This is a genomic window from Nocardia brasiliensis ATCC 700358, from assembly GCF_000250675.2.
GTDB lineage: Bacteria > Actinomycetota > Actinomycetes > Mycobacteriales > Mycobacteriaceae > Nocardia > Nocardia brasiliensis_B.
This window is the reverse complement of record NC_018681.1, coordinates 1,707,163-1,731,379: the sequence shown is the minus strand read 5'-3', so window position 1 is coordinate 1,731,379 and position 24,217 is coordinate 1,707,163. Positions and strand designations below refer to the sequence as shown.

Below are 24,217 nucleotides of genomic sequence, written 5' to 3'. Positions count from 1 at the left end.
TCGTTCCAGCGGCACGGAATACGCCGAACGGAACAGAGCTCGAGGAGTAACCAATGACCACCGATACCGTTGTTCTGGAACGCCCGGAACTGCAACAGGCCATCCAGAGCATGGTCGATTCGGGCTTTCTGGGAATCACCCTGCGCGTGCACGACGAGCGCGGCGAATGGACCGGGAGCGCGGGGCTGAGCAAGCTGGGCGAGACGGCCGCGCCGCCGATCGACGGGCACGTCCGGATCGGCAGCAACACAAAGACTTTCATCGCGACCGTGGTGCTGCAACTGGTGGCCGAGGGCAAGATCGACCTGGACGCACCGCTGGCCGGCTACCTGCCCGAGTTCGAGCTGGATTCGCGGATCACGGTGCGCATGGTGTTGCAGCACACCAGCGGGGTCTTCAATTTCACCGGCGAGTTCTACACCGAACGCGAGAACGAATCGGCCGTGCCGTGGAACGACGGCTGGGTGGTCCGCGGGATCGCCTGGTCCGGCCAGGAGTGGGTGGAGAACCGGTTCAAGACCTACCGCCCCGAGGAACTGGTCGAGCTGGCCCTGGCCAAGCCCGCCCGGTTCGAGCCGGGCGCGGGCTGGAGCTACTCCAACACCAACTATGTGCTGGCCAGGCTGCTGATCGAAAAGGTGAGCGGCCGCCCCTACGCCGCGGAGATGCAACGGCTGATCCTGGGACCGCTGGGATTGACCGACACCGTCGCTCCGACGGTCAAGCAGGAGATCGCCGAACCGCACGCCCACGCCTACTACCGGTACGAGGACGCGGCCGGCGTGGCACACACGGTCGACGTCACCCGGCAGAATCCGTCCTGGATCTCCAGCGGCGGCGACATGATCTCGACCACCCGGGATCTGCACACCTTCATCGCCGCACTGGTGGGCGGCCGGCTCCTGCCCGCCGAACTGCTCGCGCAGATGTTCACCCCGCATCCCGAATTCGGTTACGGCCTGGGCGTTTTCGTGCAGGAGGCACCGAACGGCGGCGGCACCATCATCACCCACAACGGCGGTATCGCCGGCCACGGAGCACTGATGTACAGCTCGCTCGACGGCAGCAAGACCCTGACCGCGACGCTGAATTCGGTGGACGACGCCGACCTGTCCCTATCCGGCGCGTTCCAGCAGGGCATGCAGCGGCTCGTCGCGGCGGTGTTCGGCGGCGAGCAGGCCGAGTAGACCGACCCGCCCGCGCAGCAGGCAAGCTGGACGAATGATGAACGGCGTCACGATCGGGCAGGCGGCGGCCTTCGCCGGTGTCACGGTCAAAACCGTGCGGCACTATCACAAGCACGGGTTGATCGAGGAACCCGCGCGCGACAGCTCCGGCTATCGCCGCTACGGCTCGGACGAGCTGCTGCGGCTCGTCCAGGTCCGTGCCCTGGCCTCGGCCGGCATCCCGCTGGCCGAGATCGGGCCGCTGCTCGACGCCGACGCCGCGCAGTTCGCCACCGCCCTGACCGAGGCCGAGCGCCTGCTGAACGAGCGGATCGCGGACCTGGTCGCGCGGCGCGACACACTGCACCGGCTCGCCGACGGCGACCGCGCCCTGCTGCCCGACCGCGCCTGCGCGCTGCTCGACCGGATGGCGGAACTCGGTTTCGATCCCGGCTATGTGACCGTGCAACGCGAGGCCCTGGTGTTGACGCGGGCCCTGGTGCCGAACGGTTTCGACGGTTTCCTGGCCCAACTCGAACACCGATTCAGCGATCCTGGGCACATCGACCTGGCCAAACGCGGCTGGGCCGCGGAGAGCTGGGATCCCGACGATCCGAGGGTCGCAGAACTCGCCACCGCCATGGTCGAGCACTACCTCGCCGACACCACATCGCTCGCGAAAGTCACCGACTTGAACGCCTGGACCAACGCCGCCACCCAGTACAAGCTGATCAACAACCATCACGATTCCCCGGTCTCGGCCCGCCTCACCGCGCTGGTCGAGGCCGAACTGCGCGCCGCGGGCCTGCCGATCCCCCACCGCTAGCGGGTCAGGTCCGGCTCCCGACGGACAAGGACCAACCCGCTCGAGTATCGGGGGCGGCGCTCGAGGCGGTCAGCGCGAGGGTGGTGTCGGCGAGACGATCGAGCACGGCGCGTTGGTGGCTGATCAAGATGAGGGACAGGCCATCTCGGCGCAATTCGTCGAGCAGATCGATGATGGTTTCCCGGGCCCGCACGTCCAGGGCGGAGGTTATCTCGTCGCAGATCAGGATGCTCGGATCGGCGGCGAGTGCGCGGGCGATGGCGACTCGCTGTTGCTGCCCACCGGACAGTTCACCGGGGCGGCGGGCAGCCAGGTTCGGTTCGAGCCGAACGGATTCCAGCAGTCGGATGGTCTCGCGGGCGGCGGCTTCGGGCGTCATCCCGCGCAGCAGGCGCAGCGGCCTGCTGATCTGAAAACCGATGCGGTAGTAGGGGTTCAGCGACGTCGCGGGGTTCTGATAGACCAGCTGAATCGCGCGCCGCTGCGTGGTGGTCCGCCGATCCACGTCGGGCGCCAACCGGACGCCGTCGAGTTCGAGCAGGCCGTGCGCGGGCCGGTGCAGGCCGGCGAGCACGCGGGCCACGGTGGTCTTGCCCGCACCCGAACGGCCACTGAGGGCAAGGCATTCGCCGGGTTGCAGCGAGAAGGACAGGTCGGCGGCGACCGCCCGAAAGTGCCGGCGGTGCCCGTGCCCGGCCGTCAGCTGCTCGACGCGCAGCACCGGAGGGGCCGCGAGGTTCCGGGTGGGCGACCGTGAACCCACTGTGTAACAAGGTCTTTCATCGCGGAGCGGCGCGAACGAGCGAACGCGTCCCTGATCGAATTCCAGCACGTCGTCGATCAGCTCGGCCAGGGACGAGACCTCGTGCGTGATCACCAGCAGGGTGATCGTGCTGTCCTGCCTGATCCGGCGCAACGTAGCCACCAGTTCGTCACGGGTCTGCGCGTCGAGCCCGGTGGTCGGCTCGTCGAGCACGAGCAGCGCGGGCTCGCCGAGCAGCGCCATCGCCAGCAGCACCCGTTGCTGCTGGCCGCCGGAGAGCTGGTGCGGGAACCGGCGCCGGAAGCGGCGGTCCGCCGGTAGGCCGACGCGGCGCAAGGCCTGCCCGACACCGTCGCCTGAATCGCCGTGCAGCCGGGCGATCTCGCGGATCGCGGTGCCGATCCGCAACGAGGGATTGAGACCGGACGCCGGGTCCTGCGGCACATATCCGGTTGACCGCCGCTCCCCTTGTGCCGCACCGACTTCGATCGTTCCTTCGGCCCGCAGCCCGGCGGGCAGCGCACCGAGCACCGCGCGGGCGAACGTCGTCTTGCCCGCGCCGGACGGGCCGATCACGGCTACGCCGCGGCCGGTCTGCAAGTGAACCGAAACATCGTGCAGCAAAAGGTTATCCGCGCGATCCCACACCGTGAGCCGATCCACTCGCACACCGGAAGCGCCGGCCCGGCTGGGGGATACCACCTTGCCCCGCGGCGCACGCTGCGCGCCGAGCATACGATCCACCACCAGGTTGATCGACACCACGAGCACCATGATCAGTAACGCCGGTGCGAGCACCGCCCACGGCTGCCGCCCGAAGCCGGGCCGGTTCTCGGTGATCATCAACGCCCAGTCCGCTGCGGGCGGGCGCAGCCCGAGCCCGAGGAACCCGCTCACCGCGACCATCGAGATGGTCATCGACATCCGTACACCCGCATCGGCCAGCACCACCGACCGCAGATTCGGCAGCACCTCGACCAGTGCGAGCCGCCACAGGGGTTCGCCCCGGGCGCGCGCGGATTCGACGTAGCCGGTACCCGCGAGTTCCAGCACCGCGGTGCGCACGATGCGGATGATCCACGGCACCGACGCCAGGGTGGTCGCCGCGACGATCGCGGCGGGCCCCGCGCCGATCGCCGTCGCGAGCACCGCGAGCAGCAGGAACCACGGCACGACGACGATCGCGTCGACCGGCCGCATGATCCAGCGGTCGGCGCCGCGGCGCAGCCCCGCGACCAGGCCGAGCCCGAGTCCGAGGCTGTAGGCGACGAGCAGCGCCAGCCCGGCGATCGCGACCAGCGACAGGCCACCGTGCAGGACCCGGGACAGCACGTCGCGCCCGACCACGTCGGTGCCGAGCAGATGGCGCGCGCTCGGCGGCTGGAACGGCCGGCCGTGCGCGGCGGTCGGTGCGTACGGCGCGCAGAGCGGACCGGCGAGCGCCACCAGCAGCACGGCGAGCGCGATCACCGTCCACCCCGTCCGCAGTTGCCTCATCGGCCCGCCACGATCTGTTGCCGCGCAAGCGGACTCACCAGCAACGCGAGCAGGTCGGCGAGCAGGTAGACACCGATGCCGAAGGCCGCCAGCAGGACGGCCGTCGACTGGACGAACGGAAAATCACGAGCGGAGATGGCGCGCAACAACTCCTGCGACAGGCCCGGATAGACGAACAGCGTCTCCACCACGGCCACGCCGCCGATCAACCCGACCACCGAACCGGCCAGGGGATGGATCGACGCCGAGACCGCGTTGGGCGCGACGTGCCGCAAGAACAAGCGCGCACCACCGATTCCGTTGAGCCGCGCGGTCAGAATGTACTCACTGGCCATCACCTCGGCGGTCTGGGCGCGCACCATGCGCACCGGGTGTGGCGACAACCCGATCAGCAGACAGGTCACGGGCAGCACGAGGATCTCCGGTCGCTCCCAGACGCTGGTGCCGGTCGGCAGCAGCGAGACGGCGGGTAGCAGATGCAGAGTCAGCGAGACGGTCGCCACCAGCAGCACACCGGACACGAACGACGGCACCGACTCCGCGGTGAGCGCGGCGACGCTGATCACCCGATCGGTCCGCGAACCGGCCCGCGCGCCGGCCGCCAGACCGAGCCCGATCGCCAGTGGCACCAGCAACGCCGCGGTGAGCAGCGCCAATGTCGCGCTGTTGGCGAATCTGCCGAGCAGCACCTCGCGCACCGGACGCCCGGAGATCAGCGAATCGCCGAAGTCGCCCCGCGCGAAATCGCCCGCCCACTCCGCGAATCGGACCGGCGCGGGCCGGTCCAGGCCCAATTGGGCACGCAGCGCGGCCAATTGCGCGGGCGCCGGATCGCCACCGCCTTCCCGGGACAGGATGACGGTGGCCGCATCGGAATCCAGCGTCTCGAACAGACCGAACACGATCAGGGCGACGCCGAGCAGCACGGCGATGCCCGCGCAAACTCTAAGTGCGACATAGCGAAGCACGACCGTCAGCGGGCCAGCCAGGTCGTGGCGTAGTTCGCCCAGTCGTCCGTGCCGGGTACCCCGTTGCGCACGCCACGCACGAACGGCCTGGCCGCGTCCGGTCGTTTCGCGAAGCTGTGCAGGATGTAGCCGCCCTCGTCCCAGAGCGATTGCTGCAGTTCGAGGTAGAGCCGGCGGCGGAGCTGCGGGTCCATCGCCGCGCGCGCCGCCGCGAACTTCGTGTCCCACTCCGGGCGCTGCCAGCCGGTGCCGTTGCTCGGCGAGGTACTGGTCATGGTCTGGCCGTAGAAGTAGTCGAGACTGTAGTTCCACCAGCCGATGTGGGTCAGTGGGAACTTTCCGCTGACCTGGGAGAAATAGGTGTCGGCCGGCACGGATTCGAGGCGGATGGTGATCCCCGCCGCCTTCGCCTGCTCGGCGTAGAGGGTCGCGGATTCGAGCATGCCCGGCATGCCGTCGGCGGTTTGCAGTGCGACCGTGAGGTTTTCCTTCCCGGCCGCGCGCAGCAATTCACGGGCCCGCTGCGGGTCGTAGGTGCGTTGCGGCAGCGAATCGGCGTAGAAGGGCGCGCCTTTGCCGTACACGTCGTTGCCGACTTCGCCGTAGCCGTAGTACACCGAGTCGACCATCGCCTGCCGGTCCACCGCCAGCCGCATCGCCTGCCGTACGCGCACGTCGTCGAACGGCGGGATATCCACCCGCATCTGGAAGGCGCCCATCAACCCGGCGGGCGGCACGATCACCGAGACGTCCGGATCGCTGGACAGATTGCTGGCCTGCAGGTACGAAACCTCGTGCACCACATCGGCCTGATCGGAGAGGAAGGCGTTCACCCTGGCCTCGGTCTCGGCGATCTGGATGATCTCCACCTCGTCCAGCAGGGCCGGACCGTCCCAGTGTCGCTCGTTGCGCCGCAACAGCGTTCGGTCACCGGGCGACCACCGCACCAGCGCGAAGGGTCCGGTGCCCACCGGCAGGGTGCGCTCGTCGAAGGTGGTCGTGCCGTCCTTGACGATGTAGCAGTACCAGCCCGCCAGCACCGAACCGAAGTCCGCCAGCGGCGTTTTCATCGCCACCACCACGCCGAGATCGCCGTCGGCACGCGTCCGGGCCATGTCGACCATGGCGAGGTCACCGGAGGACTTGCGCGCCGGGTCCAGCATGCGCGTGAAACTCCACAGCACGTCCCGGGAGGTGAGAGGTGTGCCGTCGCTGAAGAGCACGCCCGGACGCAGGGCGATCCGCCACTCGCTGCCATCGGCATTGGGCTGCAACGATTCCGCCAAGCGGTACCGCAGGGTGAGGTCGTTGTTGTAGGCCACCAGCTTGTCCCACACGTTCTTGGAGACCGCGCCGCCCGCCGAACTGCCCGCTTGATGGGGGTCGAGCACATCGGCGGTCGCCGACCGTCCCGCGATCGCCGTGCGCAACCGCCCGCCGGGCCGGGGTGGGCCATCGGGTGCGTCGCCGGGGTTCGCGCCGCTATCGCAGCCGGTCAGCGCCCACGCGCCGCCGACCGCTGCCAGCGCGGTCGCACCCAGTAGTAACCGCCGCCGCCCGAATGCGGGCGCGGTCGATGTGGAGTTGTGCATCGCCATCCTCGTGGTGTTCGTCCCTTACCGCGGCGCAGGTATCCTGGCTCCCGATTCGACGCGCACCGCCGGCCTTCCAACCTGGGCAGGTCGTGGCCATGAACTGGCGGTTTGCTCCTCGGTGACAGTTGCGGGACAGCCCCGGATTCGCACCGGTGTTCCCTACGCCGATCAGAACGTTACAAGGCCCGGGCCGCGAAACCGCAGCTTCACCTCGGGATTCGCCACGACTCGGCGAGTTCGGCTTCCCTAATAAATATTTTGGGGTTACCGTGGAGCGTGCCGGAGCGTGTACCGGCAGCCACGATGGCCCCGCGCCGCTACACCCCGGCGCGGGGCCACCCCGGTCTATCCCGCAGGACGCGTGAAGCGGAGCGTGACGAGCTGGAAAGGCCGCAGCCGCAGGCGAACTCCGCCCGATTCCGCAAGTGCCGGACCTTCGCCCGGCAGCGGCCGTTCCAGCAGATCGCACGCCTGGTGGCCGGTGGTCTCGAAATCCGGGGTGACCAGGGCGTCGGCCCGCCCACCGTGCGCTTCGTAGAGGCGCAGGACGATATCGCCGCTGCCGTCATCGGCGAGTTTGACCGCGCTGGTCACCACCGCGTCGTTGTCGACCGTGAACAGGGGCGCGACCGGGTCGGCGACGCCGGCGGTCGGGCGGGCGAGGTTGATGCGATAGCCTGCGGCGACCGCGTCCCCGATCGAGGCGCCCGGCAACAGAGCGTGCCGGAAGTCGTGGGTGCCGTGATCGGTCTCCGGATCGGGGAACCGCGGCGCGCGCAACAGCGAAGCCCGCACCGTTGTCGTCGTCCCGCCGTCGGGCCGGACGGTCCGGGTGACGTCGTGGCCGTAGGTGGAATCGTTGACCAGCCCGACACCCCAGCCGGGTTCGGCGAAGTGCACGAACCGATGATTGCAGGCTTCGAACTTCGCGTATTCCCAACTGGTATTCATGTGCGTGGGCCGGTACAGGTGCCCGAACTGGGTCTCGGACGCGTAGCGGTCGGCGTGGATGTCCAGGGGGAAGGCCAGTTTGAGGAATTTCTCGGTCTCGTACCAGTCGACGCGGGTGTCGATGTCGAGGCTGCGCGCGCCCGCGCGCAACGTGAGCGTCTGCTCGATCTTGGACGAACCGAACGAGCGGCCCACCCGCACCACCGCATCGATCGGCGAATCCGTCTCCGCCACCACGAAATCCGTGTCGGTGAGATCGGTGACCCGGTTCCGGTAGAACAGATCGACATCCCAGGCGTCCCACGAGTTGGGCAGATCCGGATGCAGCTGCAGCAGGTTCGCAGGTGTCTGCGGCGGCAGCGTCTCGCGCTGCTGGGCGCGGTCGAACACCGACACCACCAGACCGCGCGCGTCGATCTCCACCCGCAGCAGGGCGTTGTCCAGCACGAACCCGCCGTCGGCCCGCTCGACCACCGTGCCCGGCGCCGCCGGCTGCTGCGGTCCCGCACCGCCGGCGGGCACCGCGCACCAGGCGTGCGGCGCGGGGTTGAAGACATTCGGTCCCGCCCGATCGCCGCCGAGCTGCCGGTGCGCCTGTTCGATGAGCGCGGTCAGCTCCGCGGTCACCGCCGCGTGCGTGCGCTCCGCTTCCCGATGTACCCAGGCGATCGACGAGCCGGGCAGGATGTCGTGGAACTGGTGCAGCAGCACCGTCTTCCAGAGCCGGTCCAGCGCGTCGTACGGGTACTCGGCCTGCTTGCGCACCGCCGCCGTAGCGGCCCACAGCTCGGCCTCGCGCAGCAGGTGTTCGTTGCGCCGGTTGCCCTGCTTGGTCTTCGCCTGACTGGTGAGGGTGGCACGGTGTAGCTCGAGGTACAGCTCCCCCACCCACACCGGCGGGTTCCGGTACTCCGCCTCGGCCCGCGCGAAGAAGTCGGCAGGCTTGTCCCACAACACCTTCGGCGAACCTTCCAGGTCCTTCATCCGGGCCGCCTTGGCGATCATCTCGCGCGTCGTCCCGCCGCCGCCGTCACCCCAGCCGGTCGGCGCGAGCGACATCGACGCCCGTCCCTTGTCCTTGAAATTCCTTGCGGCATGGGCGATCTCACGACCTGCCATGGAGCAGTTGTAGGTGTCGACGGGCGGAAAGTGGGTGAAGATGCGGGTGCCGTCGATGCCCTCCCACAGGAAGGTGTGATGCGGGAACTTGTTGATCTGACTCCAGGAAATCTTTTGTGTCAGCAGCCATTTGGATCCGGCCGCTTTGATGATCTGAGGCAGTCCGGCGGCGAACCCGAAGGTGTCCGGCAACCACGCCTCTTCGTTCTCGATCCCGAACTCCGCCAGGAAGAACCGCTTTCCGTGCACGAACTGACGCGCCATCGCCTCGGAACCCGGCATGTTGGTATCCGCCTCGACCCACATCCCGCCCGCGGGCACGAACCGCCCTTCGGCCACAGCCGCTTTGACCTTCGCATAGACCTCCGGGCGTTGCTGTTTGACGAAGTCGTACTGCGCCGCTTGCGACATCGTGTAGACGAACTCGGGGTCATCGGCCAGCAGCGCAGTCATGTTCGCGGTGGTGCGGGCCACCTTGCGGACGGTCTCCCGCAGCGGCCACAGCCAGGCCGAGTCGATATGCGCGTGCCCGACCGCCGAGATCCGATGGGCCGACGGAATCGCAGGCTGGGCCAGCACCTCGGCCAGGCAGGCGCGCGCCGCGGCGGCGGTGGCGGGCACGTCCTGCAGATCGATGGCGTCCAGCGCGCGCTCGATCGCGCGCACGATGTCGTAGCGGCGGGCCGGATCCTCGGGCATCTCGTGCATCAGTTCGCCGAGCACCTCGAGGTCCTGCACCAGGTGCCAGACGTCGTCGTGGAAGACCGCGAGATCCATTCGGCCGAGCCGGTATTGCGGCTCGGTGCCCGCGGTGGACTTGTCGCCCAGCGGCGTCGGCCCGAAGAACGGGATGATCGGGTTCGACGCCGCTTCGACATGCAGCAGCACATGCTCGCCGCCCACCGCGGGCGACCCCACCCGCACCCACTGGTTGCGCGGGTGCAACCCCTTCACCGGCGACCCGTCCGGCCGATACACCAGGCCCTCGCACTGGAAGCCGGGCATGTTCCGGTCGAAGCCGAGGTCGATGATCGCCTCGACGGTCTTGCCCGCCCACGCCGCCGGCACGGTGCCCTCGACCGTGAGCCAGCTGGTGCCCCACGGCGCACCCCAGGCCGCGCCCGGTGCGGTGGGCGTCCGCGGCGCGGCCAAACCCTCGGCCACCGGCACCGGCTCGTCCGGTGCGACCCAGATGGACACCTGCATCGGCACCGATGCGCCGTAGATCGCGGGTGTGATCCGTTCGCCGAGTACTCGCCCGAGGCGATCTTCGATCAATCGACGGTCGTCGTGCATAGCGGTGGCTCCCATCGGATCAGGCGCTGATCATCGATCTGCCCCATTCTCCGTGATGGTGCTGTGCCCGCCGTGAATTCCCGGGAAACGGCGGTTCGGCGGCGCGGGCGGGCCGGCTACGCCTGTCGTCGTCTGCGCGCCTTCAACCTGCGCCGGGCCAGGAATCCGAACACCAGCATCATGATCGTGCCGCTCGCCGGCGCTTTGATGACCGAGCGGGTATGCGGCGCGTATCCGGCGGCGGTCTCGTCGGCCTCCAGCCAACCGGTGTACTGACCGATCTCGACGCCGACGAGCTTGGGGTTGTACGAGTGGGCGAGCAGGCCCGCCCGGCGACCGCCGGGTGGCAGACCGCGCGGCGCGAACAGCTCGATACCGGCTTCGCCGCTTCCGGTCACCTCGACCGGAAGCACCATCGGGTAGCCGTCGGCATCCCGGTAGCCGAGCAGCCGATAAGGCAGTCGCGCAATCTGATTCGCGGATTTCACCACGTCCACCCGGGGCACGATGCCTTTCGCCGGACGGATCTGCGGCGGCACCTGCTCGACCGGTAGCGGCGCACCGTAGACCACGGGCCGCTCGGCGGCGTGCAGGTCGGGCCAGCACACGATCCGGGTCACCGTGACCTCGACGAGCACGCGATCGTCGTAATAGGCGCTGAGCCATCGGTCCCAGAAGGCACCGCGGCGTCGCTCGCCCATGAAGGGTGCGGACTTCGCGCCGATCTCGTCGAGCACACCCCGGTCGGGTTCGGGATCGAAACGAGCCGTGCCCTGCACGAGCACGTAGCGCCGATTGGCGGGATCGCCGAGACCGTGTTCGCGGCTGTGGAAGGCCAAGGCCACTTTCGGCTCGCGTTCGATCCGGTCCAGTTTGCGGCCCATGCCGAGCGAGGTGGTGAAACCTATTGTCCCCGTGGCTCGATCGCGCAGGCCGATGGGCGAGACCGCGGTGACCACCGCGCCCCCTGCCGGGGTGGAGTAGACGAGACCGGCGGTGAGGTCGCCGCCGAGGATGTCATCGATCTCGTCGGGCCAGGTCACCACCCCGCCCCGGGTGTGACCATTGATGTGGAGAGCATACGACATGACGTAATCCCCCTTTTCGAACGGCAATTCGTACTGACATCGAGAACCGGGTGGCCGCAGCCGCGGCTGCGGCCACTACGGTCGGTGATTCAGCGGCCGGACTTCGGGTCGAGGACCGGGAAGTTGCTGCGGAACACACCGTGCGGGTCCGCGCTGCGCTTGATATCGCGCAGCCGGGCCAGCGTGTCGGGAGTGAAGGCGTCCGCGGCGGCCTGGCCGGGACCCAGCAGGGTCAGCGGCGTCCGGCGGCTGCGGGACGAACCGAGGGCGGTGAGGTAGTCCTCCATTCGAGTCGCGTTGGCGGCGGCCATATCCGGCGTGACCTCGGGTGCGATCAGGCCGATGTAGTAGGGGGCCGCGACGGCGCCGGCGGGAGTGTCGGACGCGCGCGCGAGGCGGCCGCCGAGATGACGTACCTGCACCGCGGCGACCGGCGCCATCGGCTTGGCCAGCAGGCCCGCCACGTCCGCGTCGGTGAGCCCGTTCAGCAGTTCGATCTGCGAGCGGATCGGACTGGGCTCGGCGGGTTCTCCGGTGATGGTGCCCAATTCGGCGATCGGCAGCACCCTGCGGGTATCGCGCATCTTGCCGTCGATGCCGTCGAACGGACGCAGCAGCGCCTGCCCGGCCGCCTCGTCGCCGAGATAGGTGACGTCGAGGCCGACCATCGGTGGGGCGCCGTCGAATTGGAGCAGGCTCCACCAGAGCGTCAGCTCGTCCGGAGCCGTGGCGGTCACCTCGCGGAAGGCGGCCATCACCTGCGGCGCCCGGTCGGCGGACCACAGCACCTTGCCGCCGTACAGGGCGGGAGCCGGGTGCAGTCCGAACTCGATCGTGGTGACCAGGGCGTAATCGCCGCCACCACCGCGCAGGGCCCAGAACAGATCCGGCTCCGTCTCGGCCGTCACCCGCCGGGTGCGTCCGTCGGCGTCGATGATCTCGAACGCGGTGACGCTGTCGGCGGCCCAGCCGAATTTGCGGGCGAACCAGCTCAATCCACCGCCGAGGGTGTACCCGGTGATGCCGACGCCCGGCGCGCTGCCCGCCACCCCGGTCAATCCGTGCGAGCTCGCGATCTCCTGCACCTGCCCCCAGGAGACGCCGGCGCCGACCCGGGCGGTGCGCGCGACCGGATCGACGCGGATCTCGTTCAGCCGCTTGGTGCGTACCAGAATCGTTCCGTTCACCGCCGGCGAGGGATTGTGCCCGTTCGGTTGGACTGCCAACGTACTGCCAGCATCTTTGGCATACCGCACAAGCGCGGTGGCATCCTCGGCGTCGGCGAGTTCGACGACGGCGCGCACCGACTGGTCGACCGTCAGATTCCACGGCTTACGGGCGAGGTCGAACCCCTCGTCACCGGGCAGCAGCACCCGGCCGCGCACGGCGGATCGCAGCTTCGAATCGTCACCGGGGGCCGCTTCCGTACCGGACCCGTCGGTCGTGCACGCCGCTACCGCGAGCCCACTGCCGACCACCAGCAAGCGGCGGCGGCTCAGCTCGAACGACCCACCCTTACCGTCCTGACCTGCACTCATTCCATTCCTTCCACGAGGTTCATTACGAAACGATACGCACTCGTTTCATAATTGGAGATGCGATACAGAACACGCTTGTTTCGTAACTCCCACACCGCTACTCTGTCGGTGTGTCGACACAACAGAGCGGCGAACCCAAGGCGAAACCCGGTGGTAGGCCCCGGGATCCGGATCGCGATCGCGCACTGCTGGCTGCCGTCAGCGAAATCCTGCCCGAGGTCGGCTACGACCGGCTCACCATGGACGCCGTCGCGGCCCGAGCCGGCGCGGGGCGGGCCACCGTGTATCGACGCTGGAAGGACAAGTCGGAACTGGTCCGCGACGCGATCCAGGCGCTGAGCTGGGACGAGCCGCTGCCCGACACCGGCAGCCTGCGTTCGGATCTGATCGCCGTGGGCGCCATGTATCTCGACCCGAGCAGCCAACGGGATTCGATCCTGTCCGCGATCGCTTCGGCGATCAAACGCGACAAGCAATTGCGCGAAACCGTCGAACGGGTCATCTCGCAGCCACGCCGGGCGGCCTACGCCGCCATTGTGGATCGGGCGTGTGAACGCGGCGAGATCGCGGCGGGAGCCGATACCGAACTCATCGCCGACGTCGTGCCCGCGATGATCTTCTATCGCCTGCTCGACAAGGAAGAACCAATGGAGGGCGCATATTTCGAGCGGGTGATCGATTCCCTGGTCATCCCGTTGCTCACGGGATATGCGAGCGCGCGACCGCAAGGCGCGACCGAGAAAACTGACAATTAGCTGTATCAGCCGGTGGGAGAAGCAAGATGAGGTTTGTTGTATTCGGTGCCAGCGGGCCGACCGGACTACAGGTCATCCAGCAGGCCATAGACAAGGGTTATGAAGTGACCGCCGCGGTCCGCCGTCCCGGCGAATTCCCGCTCACCGCACCGAATTTGCGAGTCGTCCAGGTGGACGCACTCGAGGCCGAATCCGTGAAGAACGCGGTGGCCGGCCAGGATGCGGTGATTTCCATTCTCGGCGGTAAATACACGATGAAGCCGGTATCGATTTTCTCCGACGGTCTGGGAAATATCCTGCCCGCCATGCGGACCCATGGTGTCCGCCGCCTGGTGTGCGTCAGCTCCGTCTGCGTCGCGGGTAAGGCCGCGCCGGGCGAGACGTTCCTCTTCCGCACGGTCCTGCTGCCCATCCTGCTCACCCTGGGCCGCACCGCCTACTTCGACATGGGCCGGATGGAGGACATCGTCAAGAACAGCGGCCTGGACTGGACGATCGTGCGCGCCTCGGGCCTCTTCGACGCCGACCGGGTCACCGACTACACGATCGGCCCGTCCGGGATCCCCGGCCGCTACACCGCACGCGCCGACCTGGCGGACGCGCTGTTGCGCGAGGTGATGGAGAACCGGAACGTCAAAGCGTCGGTCGACGTGGTCACCACCGAGGGCGTCCCACGACTGACCGACAGCTTCAAGCGCGGGCAGAAGTAACACCCCCGATGACCAGGCGAGGCAGCGCGCCGTCAGCCCGTATCGACCATCGGGTGGTGCGCGGCGGGGTAGGCGTCGCTGACGAGTTTGAAGCCGACGCCGCGCACCGAGATGATCCACTCGCTGGCGCCGAGCTTGGCGCGCAGGCTGCTGACGTGCGTATCGGCGGTGCGGCGCGACCAGTTGTGGCCCCACACCGCGCGCATGATCTCGGCCCGCGGCACCACCCGGCCGCTGTTCTCCGCCAGCAGGACCAGCAGGTCGAACTCCTTGCGGGTGAGCGCGATCCGGCGGCCGAACACGGTGACCTCGCGGGCCAGCGCGTCGATGCGCAGCGGTCCGTGCTCGAGCGCGGGTTCGGCCCGGCGCACCCGGGCCGACCGGCGCCACATCAGCGCCTCGACCCGGGCCGCGAGTTCACGGAAGTGATAGGGCTTGGCGATGTAGTCGTCCGCCCCGGCCTGCAATGCGAGCACGCAATCCAGTTCGGACTTCCGTTCCGCGGTGACGATTATCGGTACGCCGCACTCGGCGACACTCCGGCATACATAAAGACCATCCATATCCGGCAGTTCGAGACTCACGATAACCAGGTCATAAGCGGTACACGCGTCCACCGCCGCCAGACCGGAATCGGCCTCCGCAACTTCGTAGCCATGCCGGGTCATATATTTGGCAAGTTCCGCCCGCGATGCCGGGTTACCGTCGACAATCAGGATTCGTTGCCCAACAGACCACCTCGTCATCGCGCCCGTACTTCGCTCACCCTGGTGAGTAATCGGACCCTGTGTCGACTTCCGTTGTCCGGACTGCACGTCGAAATACCCCCCAAACTTTCCCGCATTGGAGCACGGCGACCGATAAAACCGCGTCCCACCTGGGACGTCCGTCGGACCGGAGGTCGCCGCCCGACGGCAAGGCCGACAGTACCACAGGGGTTAGGTCCGAGCCTGACCACGAAAGTGTGGGCACCACTACGAGATACGCGGACTGACAAGTTTAGTTCGTATTGTTCGAAAGCTGGACCAATAGCTTGTCATCTACTATCCGCGACGCGCGGTAATCCTGCGCGTATATCGACATACGTTGCGTCACATGACAATACGAAGACCTCGGATCATCCCATCTGATAGGATCTCCGGGCATCATGGAGCGAACGGAGGGCACTGCCAAATCAACACTGCCACAACGTAATTCGACAATTGTCAGGCTACCCCAGCCCAGCTGCCCAGCGTCGAGCAGCCCGGCTATCGCGTATTACATTCCGGCCACGGAGCACACGTCGTGCCACCCGGCCGGGAAAACCCAGCGCGACAAGTAATTCCACAAGAACTGTGCAGCCGAGCCCGACGGCGCGTCCGTCGGCGCAATGCGCTCACCCACCGCAATCTGCAGTACGAGCTGTGATGTATCGGGGGATTATGGAGCTACAAAGTTTCGACGCCGACCGGTCGGCGAATCGCCACATTCTATTGGTGGAAAGCAACGAGGCGGAGCGGCGGTCGCTGACCGAGCGCCTGGTTCGGCACGGTTACACGGTGACCGCGGTCGATACCGCGGGCAGCGCGCTGGAGTGTTACCACAACGCCGATCTGGTGCTGCTCGACGTCGATCTGTCCGATCTCGACGGTATCGAGGTCTGCCGCGCCATCCGGGATACCAGCGCCGTCCCGATCATCATCGTGACCGCCCGGGATTCGGTCCTCGATCGCGTGCTCGGATTGCGTTCCGGTGCGGACGACTACATCACCAAACCCTACGGAGCGCGAGAATTGATCGCGCGGATCCAAGCGGTATTGCGCCGATTCGTGCCCGATGAATGTATGGCGCCCACGCCGGTCACCTCGACCTCGATCCGGCACGGCCCGCTGTCCGTCGACGCCGATGCCCGACGTGTCGAATTGGCCGGTGATCTCGTCAAGACGACGAGAAAGGAATTCGACCTGCTGTACCTGCTCGCCTCCAACCCGGGCAAGGTCATCGAGCGCAGCACCATCACCGAGGAGATCTGGGAAGGCACGCTGTCGAGCCGGACCGTGGACACCCATATCAACAGCCTCCGCAAGAAGCTGGGCACGAGCGAGTGGATCGTCACCGTGCGTGGTATCGGCTTCCGCTTCATCGGACACCGATACGACGCACAGCACGCGTAGCCCGGCTACGGCCGGCTCCATGCCGAGGTGAAGGTGAAGCGGCGCATCCGCCACCCCGCCGCGGTGCGCACCGCGGCGGCCGTGCCGAAGCCGCCGAACGAGGTGTGTCCGGCCGGACCCGCGGCCGGCCCGATGTGCACCGCGGTGAGATGTGCCGTCACCGTGGCGGTGTCGCCGTCGCACACCACCCGGTGGTTGCCGCCGAGGTGGTGCGACCGCGGAAACTTCTCGTACGCCATGCGCTGGAACTCGCGCAGTTCAGCCATGCCGCGAAAAGTGCCCTGCGGGAAGACGAGTTCGGCGTCGTCGGTGAACACCGCACCGAGCCATGCGTCGTTGTCCCGGTCGAAGTCGAGGTGGTGCACGTAGCGGTCGAAGAGCTCGACCAGCTCGGCCTTGTCGAGGAAAGCGTGCAGACGCTGTTGAACATCAACCATGGTGTGCGAAATCCTGATTCAGCGATACGGCCCCCGCGTTCAGGCAGGACAGCAGCGTCCTGGCCTGCACGTTGAGGTAATGACCGTGGCCCGCGAGCCAATTCAACTGCGCGGGGGTGGCCCAGCAGTAGTTGCGCGGCACCTCCAGCGGCAGATCCGCCTCGACGAACATGTAGCGGCTCTCCGCATTGAGGAACCGGCCCCCCTCCTCGGAATGCACTACGTCGTAACGGATCTGGTCCGGACCCGCGTCGCGAACCACGTCCAGGAACGGCGGGCGTTGGTCCCAGTTGGCAGGCACGCACTGCACGGTCGGCGCCAGCTCGACCGTGTCGAGGAAGCCCGCCTCGACCTTCGCCTGCACCAAAAGGTGTGGCAGGCCGTCGATCCGGCGGAACACGAAGGCCGCGATACCTTGGCCGTGCGGCTCGAACAGCGGCTGGGTCCAGGAGGTGACCTCCCGGCTGCCCGCCTCCACCTCGACCGCGATGAGCCGGAAGAACCGGTCGTCGGCCCGGCCGATATGGGTTTCGCCCCGGTGCCAGCCCTCGACGTCGGCCAGCGGCATCAGCGAGATCTCCACGTCGCGCCTGGCGCGCTCGACGGTGAACCACGATTGCAGCTCGGCATCCGAACGCAGTGCGACAGCGCTGGTTCCGTTCATCGGGAAGGTCGCGATCACGGTGCGCGAGTCCATGTTCACCACGTTGTCGGCTTGCAGCAGCGCGCCGATCTGGCCGAGGGTCAGCCAGCAGAAGTCCGGATGCACCGTGACCTCATCGGTGGTCTCCACCAGCATGTTCCGGTTCGACTTGCGATAGAACCAGGCACCGTGTTCGGACTGGAGCACGTCGGCGAGCACCCGCCCGGCGCCGAGATCGGCGAAGTAGGACAGGTATCGGACGTTGCTCCCGCGATGCACGCCGGTGTAATTGCTTCGAGTAGCCTGCACCGTCGGCGAGAGCTGGAGCAGGTTCCGGTTGCCCGGCTCCATCTTGGCCTGCATGAGAAAGTGCAGCACACCGTCGAATTCCTTGGCCAGGATGCCTAGTATCCCGACCTCGGGTTGCAGGATGATCGGCTGCTGCCACGACCGCACCGCCCCCTCGTCCACCTGCACCGAGAGCCCCTCGACGCTGAAGAACTTCCCGGTGCGGTGCCGCATGTTCCCGGTGCCGGACTCGAAGGACCAGGCATCCATCTCGCGAAACGGTATGCGGCGCACCTCGAATCGGTTCGCGGCCGCCCGCTCGGCCAGCCACGCCGGAAAGTCCGCCGTACGCAGCCACGCGCCGGCCTCGGTGGCCGCGGCCGACAACGCGAGCCGCTCCGACAGGTCCTCGTCGGAGCGGGTCCGGACGGAGCGCACGCTCACAACCCCACCACGACGGTGCGCAACACCTCGATGACGCGGTCCTGCTCGGCCTCGTTCAGCGCCGGATACATCGGCAGCGAGAAGATCTCCTGCGCGAGCCCCTCGGTGACCGGCAGTTGCCCGGCGCGCCAACCCAGATGCTCGAATCCGGTCATCGTGTGCACCGGCCACGGGTAGCTGATGTTGAGCAGGATGTCGTGCTCACGCATCGCCTCGATGATCGCGTCCCGCTTCGGGTGTCGCACGACGTAGACGTAGTAGACGTGGGTATTGCCGGGATTCGTGGCGGGCAGCAGCAACCCGTGCGAGTCGGCGAGGTCGCCGAGCCCCTGTTCGTACCGCCGCGCCACGGTGTTGCGGCCCGCGATGTAGTCGTCGAGCCGGCCGAGTTTGCGGCGCAGGATCTCGGCTTGCACCTCGTCGAGCCGGGAGTTGTGGCCCGGCGTGCGCATCACGTAATAGACCTTGTCCATGCCGTAGTAGCGCAGCTGCTGCAGATTTCGCTGAATGTTCGCATCGGCGGTGACCACCGCACCACCGTCGCCGTAGGCGCCGAGCACCTTGGTCGGGTAGAAGGAGAACGCCGCGGCGTCGGACATGGTGCCCGCCAGCTGCTCCCCGTGCCGGGCGCCGTGCGCCTGGGCACAATCCTCCAGGATCTGCAGCCCGTGTTCGGCGGCCAGCCGCCGCAGCGGCGCCATGTCCACGCACTGTCCGTAAAGATGCACGGGCACAATCGCTTTGGTGCGCGGAGTGATAGCGGCCGCCACCTGATCGGTGTCCATGAGGAAATCCTCGGCTCGCACGTCGACGAAAACCGGTGTCGCACCGGCGCCGACGATCGCGACGACGGTGGGCGCCGCGGTGTTGGATACGGTGATCACCTCGTCACCGGGTCCGACACCGAGGGCTTCCAGGCCGAGTTTCAGTGCGTTGGTGCCGTTGTCGACGCCGGTGCAGTGCGCAAGCCCGTGATAGGCGGCGAATTCCCGTTCGAAACCGCGCACGCTCTCGCCGAGGATCAGCTGGCCCGATCCGAACACGGCCTGCACCGCGTCGAGGATGTCCTCCCGCTCCTTTTCGTACTCGGGCAGGTAGTCCCATACACGGGTGGTCATGAGTTTGCTCCCTTGATAGTTCGAGTGATCGGAACGGACATCGCGAGATCGGGCGCGCTCACACGGCGGCCGCGATGTCCATGACGTATTGGCCGTAAGGCGATTTCGCTAGTTGCCTGCCGAGCCGGTGGCACGACTCCTGGTCGATGAAGCCCATGCGCAGCGCGATCTCCTCGACGCAGGCGATCCGGACGCCTTGGCGGCGCTCCATGATCTCGACGTACTGACCCGCCTCGAGCAACGCCTCGTGGGTGCCCGCGTCGAGCCAGACGAAGCCGCGGCCGAGCGGCACCAGGCGGGCTCGGTCCTGCGCCAGGAAGGTCCGGTTGACGTCGGTGATCTCCAATTCGCCGCGCGCGGAGGGCTGCAGATCCTTCGCGATGGCGACGACGTCGTTGTGATAGAAGTACAGCCCGGTGACCGCGAGATTCGACCGCGGCCGGGCCGGCTTCTCCACCAGGTCGAGCAGGTGGCCGTCGGCGTCCAGCTCGGCGACCCCGTAGCGTTGCGGGTCGAGCACCGGATAGCCGAACAGGACGCAACCGTCGACATCCTGGCTGCTCTGCTGCAGCACCTCGACGAAGCCGGGACCGTGAAAAATGTTGTCCCCCAGCACCAATGCCACCGGTTCATTGCCGATGTGCCGCTCGGAGACCAGGAACGCGTCCGCGAGCCCGCGTGGCTTGTCCTGCTCGGCGTAGGTCAGGCACAATCCGAGCGACGATCCGTCGCCCAGCAGCTGCTGGAAGCGCGGCAGATCGTCCGGGGTGGCGATGATCTCGATATCGGTGATGCCGGCCAGCATCAGCACCGAGAGCGGGTAGTAGATCATCGGCTTGTCGTAGACTGGTAGCAGCTGCTTCGACACCGCCAGGGTGACCGGTTGCAGCCGGGTGCCGCTGCCACCGGCGAGGATTATCCCCTTCACGGCCATCTCCTCCAGGATCGCTTGTGCGGCTTCATAGTTCGGAAGATGTCGACGGCGTCGGACGGCCGGGCCCCGGCGCACCGACGGGGTGCAGGCAGTCCTCGAGGAATCCGAGTGCGCGCAGGTGATAGGAGCGAGCAGCCCAGCTCAAGCTGATGTTGTGGCCTGCTCCGGATTGCCGCTCCACCGCCACCTTTGGCGCACCGGTGAAGCGAGCGGCCATATCCCGCAACGTATTCGGGTCGTGCCGCCACAGTGCCTCGTGTTCGGCGAAGGTGCACCGGACCGGCACCGCGACCCGGGCCGCCAAGCGCGGGAACGCCATCGGCCAGCGGGCCGCCTCGGCCAGTTCCAGCGTGGGCGTCGGTGCGACGATGGTCGAGCTGGTCCGGAAAGTCGCCGGCGGGTACAGCCGCGGCGGTCCCCAGCCCCGCAGCGCCCGCCTGCGCGCGTCACCGAGCTGGAACAGGCGCGACGCGTACCGATGGCCGCAGCCCGAGATATCCACCCCGAGCAGCCGGGCCGCGCCGAACGTTTCGGTGGCGAGGCGCAGCGCGACCATGCCGCCGAAGGAATGCGCGAGCAGGAAGAAGCCGGCGCCGACGTCGTGCTCGGCCGCGAACCCGGCGAGCGCGTGCCGTAGTGTGCGCACCTGCGCCGCCTGTGCCTGACCCTCGGGCAGTTGTGCGGCGGACCGCCCGTAGCCCGGCCGGTCCACCGCGAGCACCGAATAGCCCAGGCGGGCACCGAGGGCCGACAGCGACACCTCGGCCGCCGCTTGCCCGTCGAAGTAGCTCGCGTTCATCCCGGCCCCGTGCAGCGCCACGATCGTGGCACGGGGTGCTTCGTCGGGCCGACTCAGCAAGGCGGACAGTGTGATTCCGGCACCGTCCAGCAGTACCGAACGGACGCCGGTGGAACGCGCGAGCGCCGCCGTGGTCACCGCTGCGCCTCGGCGGCCACGACGCGGGACACAGCGTCCGCCGGACCGAACCAGCGGCGCAGGGCCGCGGTCAACGCCGTACGGTCGCGCCGCTCGGCGGCCGCCCATGCCACATAGCCGTCGGGACGGATCAGCACGGCGGTCACGTCTTCGAGGCCGCGCCGCTCCTGCAGTTCGGCCTGAACAACGGTGACCCGGTCCCGCCACGGATCGGCCGCCGCCTGCAGCGCACCGTCCGCGGCCAGGTCCAGCAGCACCCCGCGGGCCGGATGCAGCAGTTCGGTGGTCGTGGTCGCGCCGGTAGCGGTAAGCAGTGGCCGGGGCGGAATCCGCCTGCCCTGCAACGGATGTGCCGCAGGATCGGGCGAATACCGGATGTCGAGCCCGCTCACCGTGCCCGCGAGGTAGCGCTTGGTGTCGTCGTAGGCGATCAACTCCGTGAACAGCTCGCGCAGCGGATCCGCCTCGGCGCCGGTGATGTAGAGCATCCCCTGTACCCGGGTGTTGTCCAGCAGCCGGGCACCGACCGGATGGCGTTCCGCGTGATAGGTATCGAGCAGTTCCGGCCCGGCCGAACCACGCACCACGGCACCGAGTTTCCACCCGAGGTTGGCCGCGTCCTGAACGCCGGTGCTCAGCCCCTGCCCGCCGGCCGGAAGATGGATATGCGCCGCGTCACCCGCCAAGAACACTCGGCCTCTACGGTATTCCGAAGCCTGGCGGGTGGCGTCGGAGAACGAGCTGGCCCAGTCCGCGCGACCGTGCGCGATCGAGTCCCCGGTGATCCGTTCCCACGCCGCGGCCAGTTCCGCGAAACCGATCTCGGTTCCGCGCTGCACCACGGGTGTTTCGTGCTCGCAGACCACGACCCGGTCGACACCGGGCGCCAGTGGCATGGCCATGATCATGCCGCCGGGGAGCCGCTCACCGAACGGTCGTGGCGCGATATCGCAGCCGACCACATCGGCCAGATACATACCGAGAGTGCCTGCGGTGCCGGGAAACTCGAAACCGGCGAGCTTGCGTACGACGCTGTGCCCGCCGTCGCAGCCGACCAGATAGGTCGCGCGCAAGGTCCTTTCGTCGCCGGCGACTTCTGCCGTGACCGAAACCCCGTCGCCGTCGTCGTGCAGTCCGCGCACCGTCCAGCCGCGCCGGACGTCCGCGCCCAGCTCGCCCGCCCACCGTTCCAGCGCCGCCTCGGTCTGCGATTGCGGCACGCCGCGCGCACCGAAATGACAGTCCTCGAGCACCGTGTAGTCGAACAGCAGCCCGCCGAAGTGACCCATCGGGCTCTGCTCCAGCCCGCCGACGGCCGCGAGCAGGCCACGCTGATCGAAGGTCTCCATCGCGCGGGCGGTGAAGCCGAGGCCGCGGGACTGCCCCGTCGGTTCCGGCAGTTGTTCCAGCACCACCACTTCGGCACCGGCCAGCCGCAATTCGCCGGCGAGCAGCAGGCCGGTCGGCCCGGCGCCGACCACAATCACATCGGTGTCCACGTTTGCTCTCCTTGTCTGCGCACGGGTTCGCGGTCAGTCCACGGACCCGGGCGGGCCGAACCAGTGCCGCAATCGGCCGTCCAGATCGGCATCCGCGGAGCCAACCCAGCTCACATAGCCGTCCGGGCGGACCAGCACGGCCTCGGTACCGAGCTCGTCGCTCGCCGCGACCTCGGCCACGCCGACCCGCTGGGCCCAGGGCGCCACCACCTTTTCCAGCGCGTCGACCTGCGACGGACCGGACCCGAGCACGAGGCCGCGCCCGGTGCGCAGCGCCGCGGTGCTCGTCGCGGCGGGCTCGCGCAGCGTCAGCTCGGGCAGCCGGACACCGAGCCAGCGGTGTTCCCCCGGCTCGGCCGGATATCGCACATCCAATCCGCTGATCATCCCGGCCAGATGCGCCCGCACCGATTCCGCCGCGATCAACTCGCGCAGCATGGTCCGCAACGACTCGACTTCCGGTCCGCCGAGCAGCAATTCGGTCTGGACCCGGATGTTCGACAGGATCCGTGCACCGACCGCACTGCGTTCCGAGTGATAGGTGTCGAGCAGCTGATCCGCCGCCCCGTGCAGGGCGGCGGCCAGCTTCCAACCCAGGTTCACGGCGTCCTGGAGACCGAGGTTCAGCGCTTGGCCACCGCTGGGCATCTGCTGATGCGCGGCATCGCCCGCGAAGAGCACACGGCCCCTGCGGTATTCCCGCACCTGCCTGCTGGTGTCGTCGAAGGCGTTCACCCACAACGGCTTTCCATGCCCGATGGCTTCGCCGGTAACCTGCTCCCACGCCGCCACGACCTCGTCGAACGAGGGTTCGCCCGCTCGCCCGGCACCGTCGGCGCCGAAGCGGTGCACCATCACCCGGGTGATCCCTGCGGGATTGCGTGCCGCCGTAGCGAATCCGTGCTCGTACCGCTCGAAGCGCCGATCCTCGATCTCGAGCCCGGCGACGTCCGCGCGCAACAGTTCGCGGGTGGCCGACCGGCCCGCGAACTCCACGCCCGCGGACCCGCGCACGGTGCTGTTGGCGCCGTCGCAGCCGACCACGAATGCCGCACGCAGCCGCCGGGTTCCGGCTCCCGTCTGTGCGCGAACCTCGACGCCGGTGCCGTCGTCGTGTACCGCCGATACCCGCCAACCACGGCGGACCTCGGCGCCGAGCGCCACGGCCCACTCGTGCAACAGTGCCTCGGTTCTGGTCTGCGGCACCTTCCACTGACCGGGAAACCGGCTGGGCAGGGTGAGATCCAGTGGGATGCCACCGAAGTGGCCGCGCGGCTCGTTCGGCACGGGCCCGAGTTCGTCGACCAGCCCACGAGCGTCGAAGATCTCCATCGTCCGCGCGTGCAGAGTCGAGGCCCTGGACTCCGTCGACGGCGTCTCCCGCGACTCCAGCACGATGACCTCGACGCCGCCGAGGCGCAACTCACCCGCCAGCATCAGCCCGACCGGGCCCGCGCCGACGACGACCACCTGCGTCTGTTCGATCATCGGG

The 24,217-nt window shown here is 68.1% G+C and carries 19 protein-coding genes and 1 riboswitch; of the genes, 5 read left to right on the top strand and 14 right to left on the bottom strand.

What is annotated here, in order from left to right; all coding sequences use genetic code 11:
* The first annotated feature begins 53 nt into the window (after nucleotides 1-53).
* Nucleotides 54-1,187, top strand: a complete 1,134-nt coding sequence (locus O3I_RS07660; RefSeq protein WP_014982330.1) for a serine hydrolase domain-containing protein — start codon at nucleotides 54-56, stop codon at nucleotides 1,185-1,187.
* A 34-nt stretch (nucleotides 1,188-1,221) separates the two neighbouring features.
* Nucleotides 1,222-1,992, top strand: a complete 771-nt coding sequence (locus O3I_RS07655; protein ID WP_014982329.1) for a MerR family transcriptional regulator — start codon at nucleotides 1,222-1,224, stop codon at nucleotides 1,990-1,992.
* A gap of 4 nt (nucleotides 1,993-1,996) precedes the next feature.
* Here the strand turns inward: O3I_RS07655 and O3I_RS42450 are convergent, their stop codons facing one another.
* The 6 genes from O3I_RS42450 to O3I_RS07625 all read right to left on the bottom strand — a co-directional run bounded on the left by O3I_RS42450 (nucleotide 1,997) and on the right by O3I_RS07625 (nucleotide 12,807).
* A complete protein-coding gene (locus O3I_RS42450; RefSeq protein ID WP_014982328.1) occupies nucleotides 1,997-4,252 on the bottom strand; it encodes an ATP-binding cassette domain-containing protein in 2,256 nt (751 codons plus the stop codon).
* On the bottom strand, nucleotides 4,249-5,220 hold the full coding sequence (locus tag O3I_RS07645) for an ABC transporter permease (RefSeq protein ID WP_041562475.1): 972 nt from the start codon (nucleotides 5,218-5,220) through the stop codon (nucleotides 4,249-4,251). Before O3I_RS07645 ends, O3I_RS42450 begins: the two co-directional genes overlap by 4 nt.
* Before the next feature lie 5 nt (nucleotides 5,221-5,225).
* Nucleotides 5,226-6,812: an ABC transporter substrate-binding protein gene (locus O3I_RS07640; protein ID WP_014982326.1), complete on the bottom strand. Its 1,587-nt coding sequence runs from the start codon at nucleotides 6,810-6,812 to the stop codon at nucleotides 5,226-5,228.
* 19 nt (nucleotides 6,813-6,831) lie between these two features.
* A riboswitch (cobalamin riboswitch) is annotated at nucleotides 6,832-7,014 on the bottom strand.
* Nucleotides 7,015-7,160: 146 nt separating this feature from the next.
* Nucleotides 7,161-10,181: an alpha-mannosidase gene (locus O3I_RS07635; protein WP_014982325.1), complete on the bottom strand. Its 3,021-nt coding sequence runs from the start codon at nucleotides 10,179-10,181 to the stop codon at nucleotides 7,161-7,163.
* 116 nt (nucleotides 10,182-10,297) lie between these two features.
* Nucleotides 10,298-11,269 carry a pyridoxamine 5'-phosphate oxidase family protein gene (locus tag O3I_RS07630; RefSeq protein WP_014982324.1) on the bottom strand — a complete coding sequence of 324 codons (972 nt, stop codon included), beginning with the start codon at nucleotides 11,267-11,269 and terminating at the stop codon, nucleotides 10,298-10,300.
* 89 nt (nucleotides 11,270-11,358) lie between these two features.
* On the bottom strand, nucleotides 11,359-12,807 hold the full coding sequence (locus O3I_RS07625) for an FAD-binding oxidoreductase (RefSeq protein ID WP_014982323.1): 1,449 nt from the start codon (nucleotides 12,805-12,807) through the stop codon (nucleotides 11,359-11,361).
* A 110-nt stretch (nucleotides 12,808-12,917) separates the two neighbouring features.
* Here O3I_RS07625 and O3I_RS07620 point away from each other — a divergent pair, with 110 nt between their 5' ends.
* Nucleotides 12,918-13,562: a TetR-like C-terminal domain-containing protein gene (locus O3I_RS07620; RefSeq protein ID WP_014982322.1), complete on the top strand. Its 645-nt coding sequence runs from the start codon at nucleotides 12,918-12,920 to the stop codon at nucleotides 13,560-13,562.
* Nucleotides 13,563-13,588: 26 nt separating this feature from the next.
* Nucleotides 13,589-14,272 (top strand): NAD(P)-dependent oxidoreductase, encoded by a 684-nt coding sequence (locus O3I_RS07615; protein WP_041562474.1) that lies wholly within the window; start codon nucleotides 13,589-13,591, stop codon nucleotides 14,270-14,272.
* Nucleotides 14,273-14,304: 32 nt separating this feature from the next.
* On the opposite strand, the gene O3I_RS07610 is transcribed toward O3I_RS07615, so the two are convergent.
* A complete protein-coding gene (locus tag O3I_RS07610) occupies nucleotides 14,305-15,018 on the bottom strand; it encodes a response regulator transcription factor (protein WP_081593917.1) in 714 nt (237 codons plus the stop codon).
* A gap of 729 nt (nucleotides 15,019-15,747) precedes the next feature.
* Between O3I_RS07610 and O3I_RS07605 the strand changes: the two genes are divergently transcribed.
* Entirely contained in the window at nucleotides 15,748-16,425 is a 678-nt protein-coding gene (locus O3I_RS07605) for a response regulator transcription factor (protein WP_041563498.1), read from the top strand.
* Between the two features lie 5 nt (nucleotides 16,426-16,430).
* On the opposite strand, the gene O3I_RS07600 is transcribed toward O3I_RS07605, so the two are convergent.
* The 7 genes from O3I_RS07600 to O3I_RS07570 are packed head-to-tail and all read right to left on the bottom strand — an operon-like array spanning nucleotide 16,431 to nucleotide 24,213.
* Complete coding sequence (locus O3I_RS07600; RefSeq protein WP_014982318.1) at nucleotides 16,431-16,862, bottom strand: nuclear transport factor 2 family protein; 432 nt, start codon at nucleotides 16,860-16,862, stop codon at nucleotides 16,431-16,433.
* Nucleotides 16,855-18,237 carry an NDP-hexose 2,3-dehydratase family protein gene (locus O3I_RS07595; protein WP_014982317.1) on the bottom strand — a complete coding sequence of 461 codons (1,383 nt, stop codon included), beginning with the start codon at nucleotides 18,235-18,237 and terminating at the stop codon, nucleotides 16,855-16,857. Before O3I_RS07595 ends, O3I_RS07600 begins: the two co-directional genes overlap by 8 nt.
* Entirely contained in the window at nucleotides 18,234-19,355 is a 1,122-nt protein-coding gene (locus tag O3I_RS07590) for a DegT/DnrJ/EryC1/StrS family aminotransferase (protein ID WP_014982316.1), read from the bottom strand. Before O3I_RS07590 ends, O3I_RS07595 begins: the two co-directional genes overlap by 4 nt.
* A gap of 58 nt (nucleotides 19,356-19,413) precedes the next feature.
* Complete coding sequence (gene rfbA, locus O3I_RS07585) at nucleotides 19,414-20,283, bottom strand: glucose-1-phosphate thymidylyltransferase RfbA (RefSeq protein WP_014982315.1); 870 nt, start codon at nucleotides 20,281-20,283, stop codon at nucleotides 19,414-19,416.
* 31 nt (nucleotides 20,284-20,314) lie between these two features.
* Nucleotides 20,315-21,226, bottom strand: a complete 912-nt coding sequence (locus tag O3I_RS07580) for an alpha/beta hydrolase (protein ID WP_014982314.1) — start codon at nucleotides 21,224-21,226, stop codon at nucleotides 20,315-20,317.
* Nucleotides 21,223-22,725, bottom strand: coding sequence for an FAD-dependent monooxygenase (locus tag O3I_RS07575; protein ID WP_014982313.1), 1,503 nt, complete (start codon nucleotides 22,723-22,725; stop codon nucleotides 21,223-21,225). Before O3I_RS07575 ends, O3I_RS07580 begins: the two co-directional genes overlap by 4 nt.
* Nucleotides 22,726-22,758: 33 nt before the next feature.
* Nucleotides 22,759-24,213: an FAD-dependent monooxygenase gene (locus O3I_RS07570; protein WP_014982312.1), complete on the bottom strand. Its 1,455-nt coding sequence runs from the start codon at nucleotides 24,211-24,213 to the stop codon at nucleotides 22,759-22,761.
* Between the last annotated feature and the right edge of the window lie 4 nt (nucleotides 24,214-24,217).

Coding starts and splice junctions, on each gene's coding strand:
- O3I_RS07630 (WP_014982324.1), bottom strand. CDS start 11,269: ATGTCGTATGCTCTCCACATCAATGGTCACACCCGGGGCGGGGTGGTG.
- O3I_RS42450 (WP_014982328.1), bottom strand. CDS start 4,252: ATGAGGCAACTGCGGACGGGGTGGACGGTGATCGCGCTCGCCGTGCTG.
- O3I_RS07610 (WP_081593917.1), bottom strand. CDS start 15,018: ATGACGAGGTGGTCTGTTGGGCAACGAATCCTGATTGTCGACGGTAAC.
- O3I_RS07655 (WP_014982329.1), top strand. CDS start 1,222: ATGATGAACGGCGTCACGATCGGGCAGGCGGCGGCCTTCGCCGGTGTC.
- O3I_RS07635 (WP_014982325.1), bottom strand. CDS start 10,181: ATGCACGACGACCGTCGATTGATCGAAGATCGCCTCGGGCGAGTACTC.
- O3I_RS07570 (WP_014982312.1), bottom strand. CDS start 24,213: ATGATCGAACAGACGCAGGTGGTCGTCGTCGGCGCGGGCCCGGTCGGG.
- O3I_RS07590 (WP_014982316.1), bottom strand. CDS start 19,355: ATGACCACCCGTGTATGGGACTACCTGCCCGAGTACGAAAAGGAGCGG.
- O3I_RS07600 (WP_014982318.1), bottom strand. CDS start 16,862: ATGGTTGATGTTCAACAGCGTCTGCACGCTTTCCTCGACAAGGCCGAG.
- O3I_RS07625 (WP_014982323.1), bottom strand. CDS start 12,807: ATGAGTGCAGGTCAGGACGGTAAGGGTGGGTCGTTCGAGCTGAGCCGC.
- O3I_RS07660 (WP_014982330.1), top strand. CDS start 54: ATGACCACCGATACCGTTGTTCTGGAACGCCCGGAACTGCAACAGGCC.
- O3I_RS07640 (WP_014982326.1), bottom strand. CDS start 6,812: ATGCACAACTCCACATCGACCGCGCCCGCATTCGGGCGGCGGCGGTTA.
- O3I_RS07615 (WP_041562474.1), top strand. CDS start 13,589: ATGAGGTTTGTTGTATTCGGTGCCAGCGGGCCGACCGGACTACAGGTC.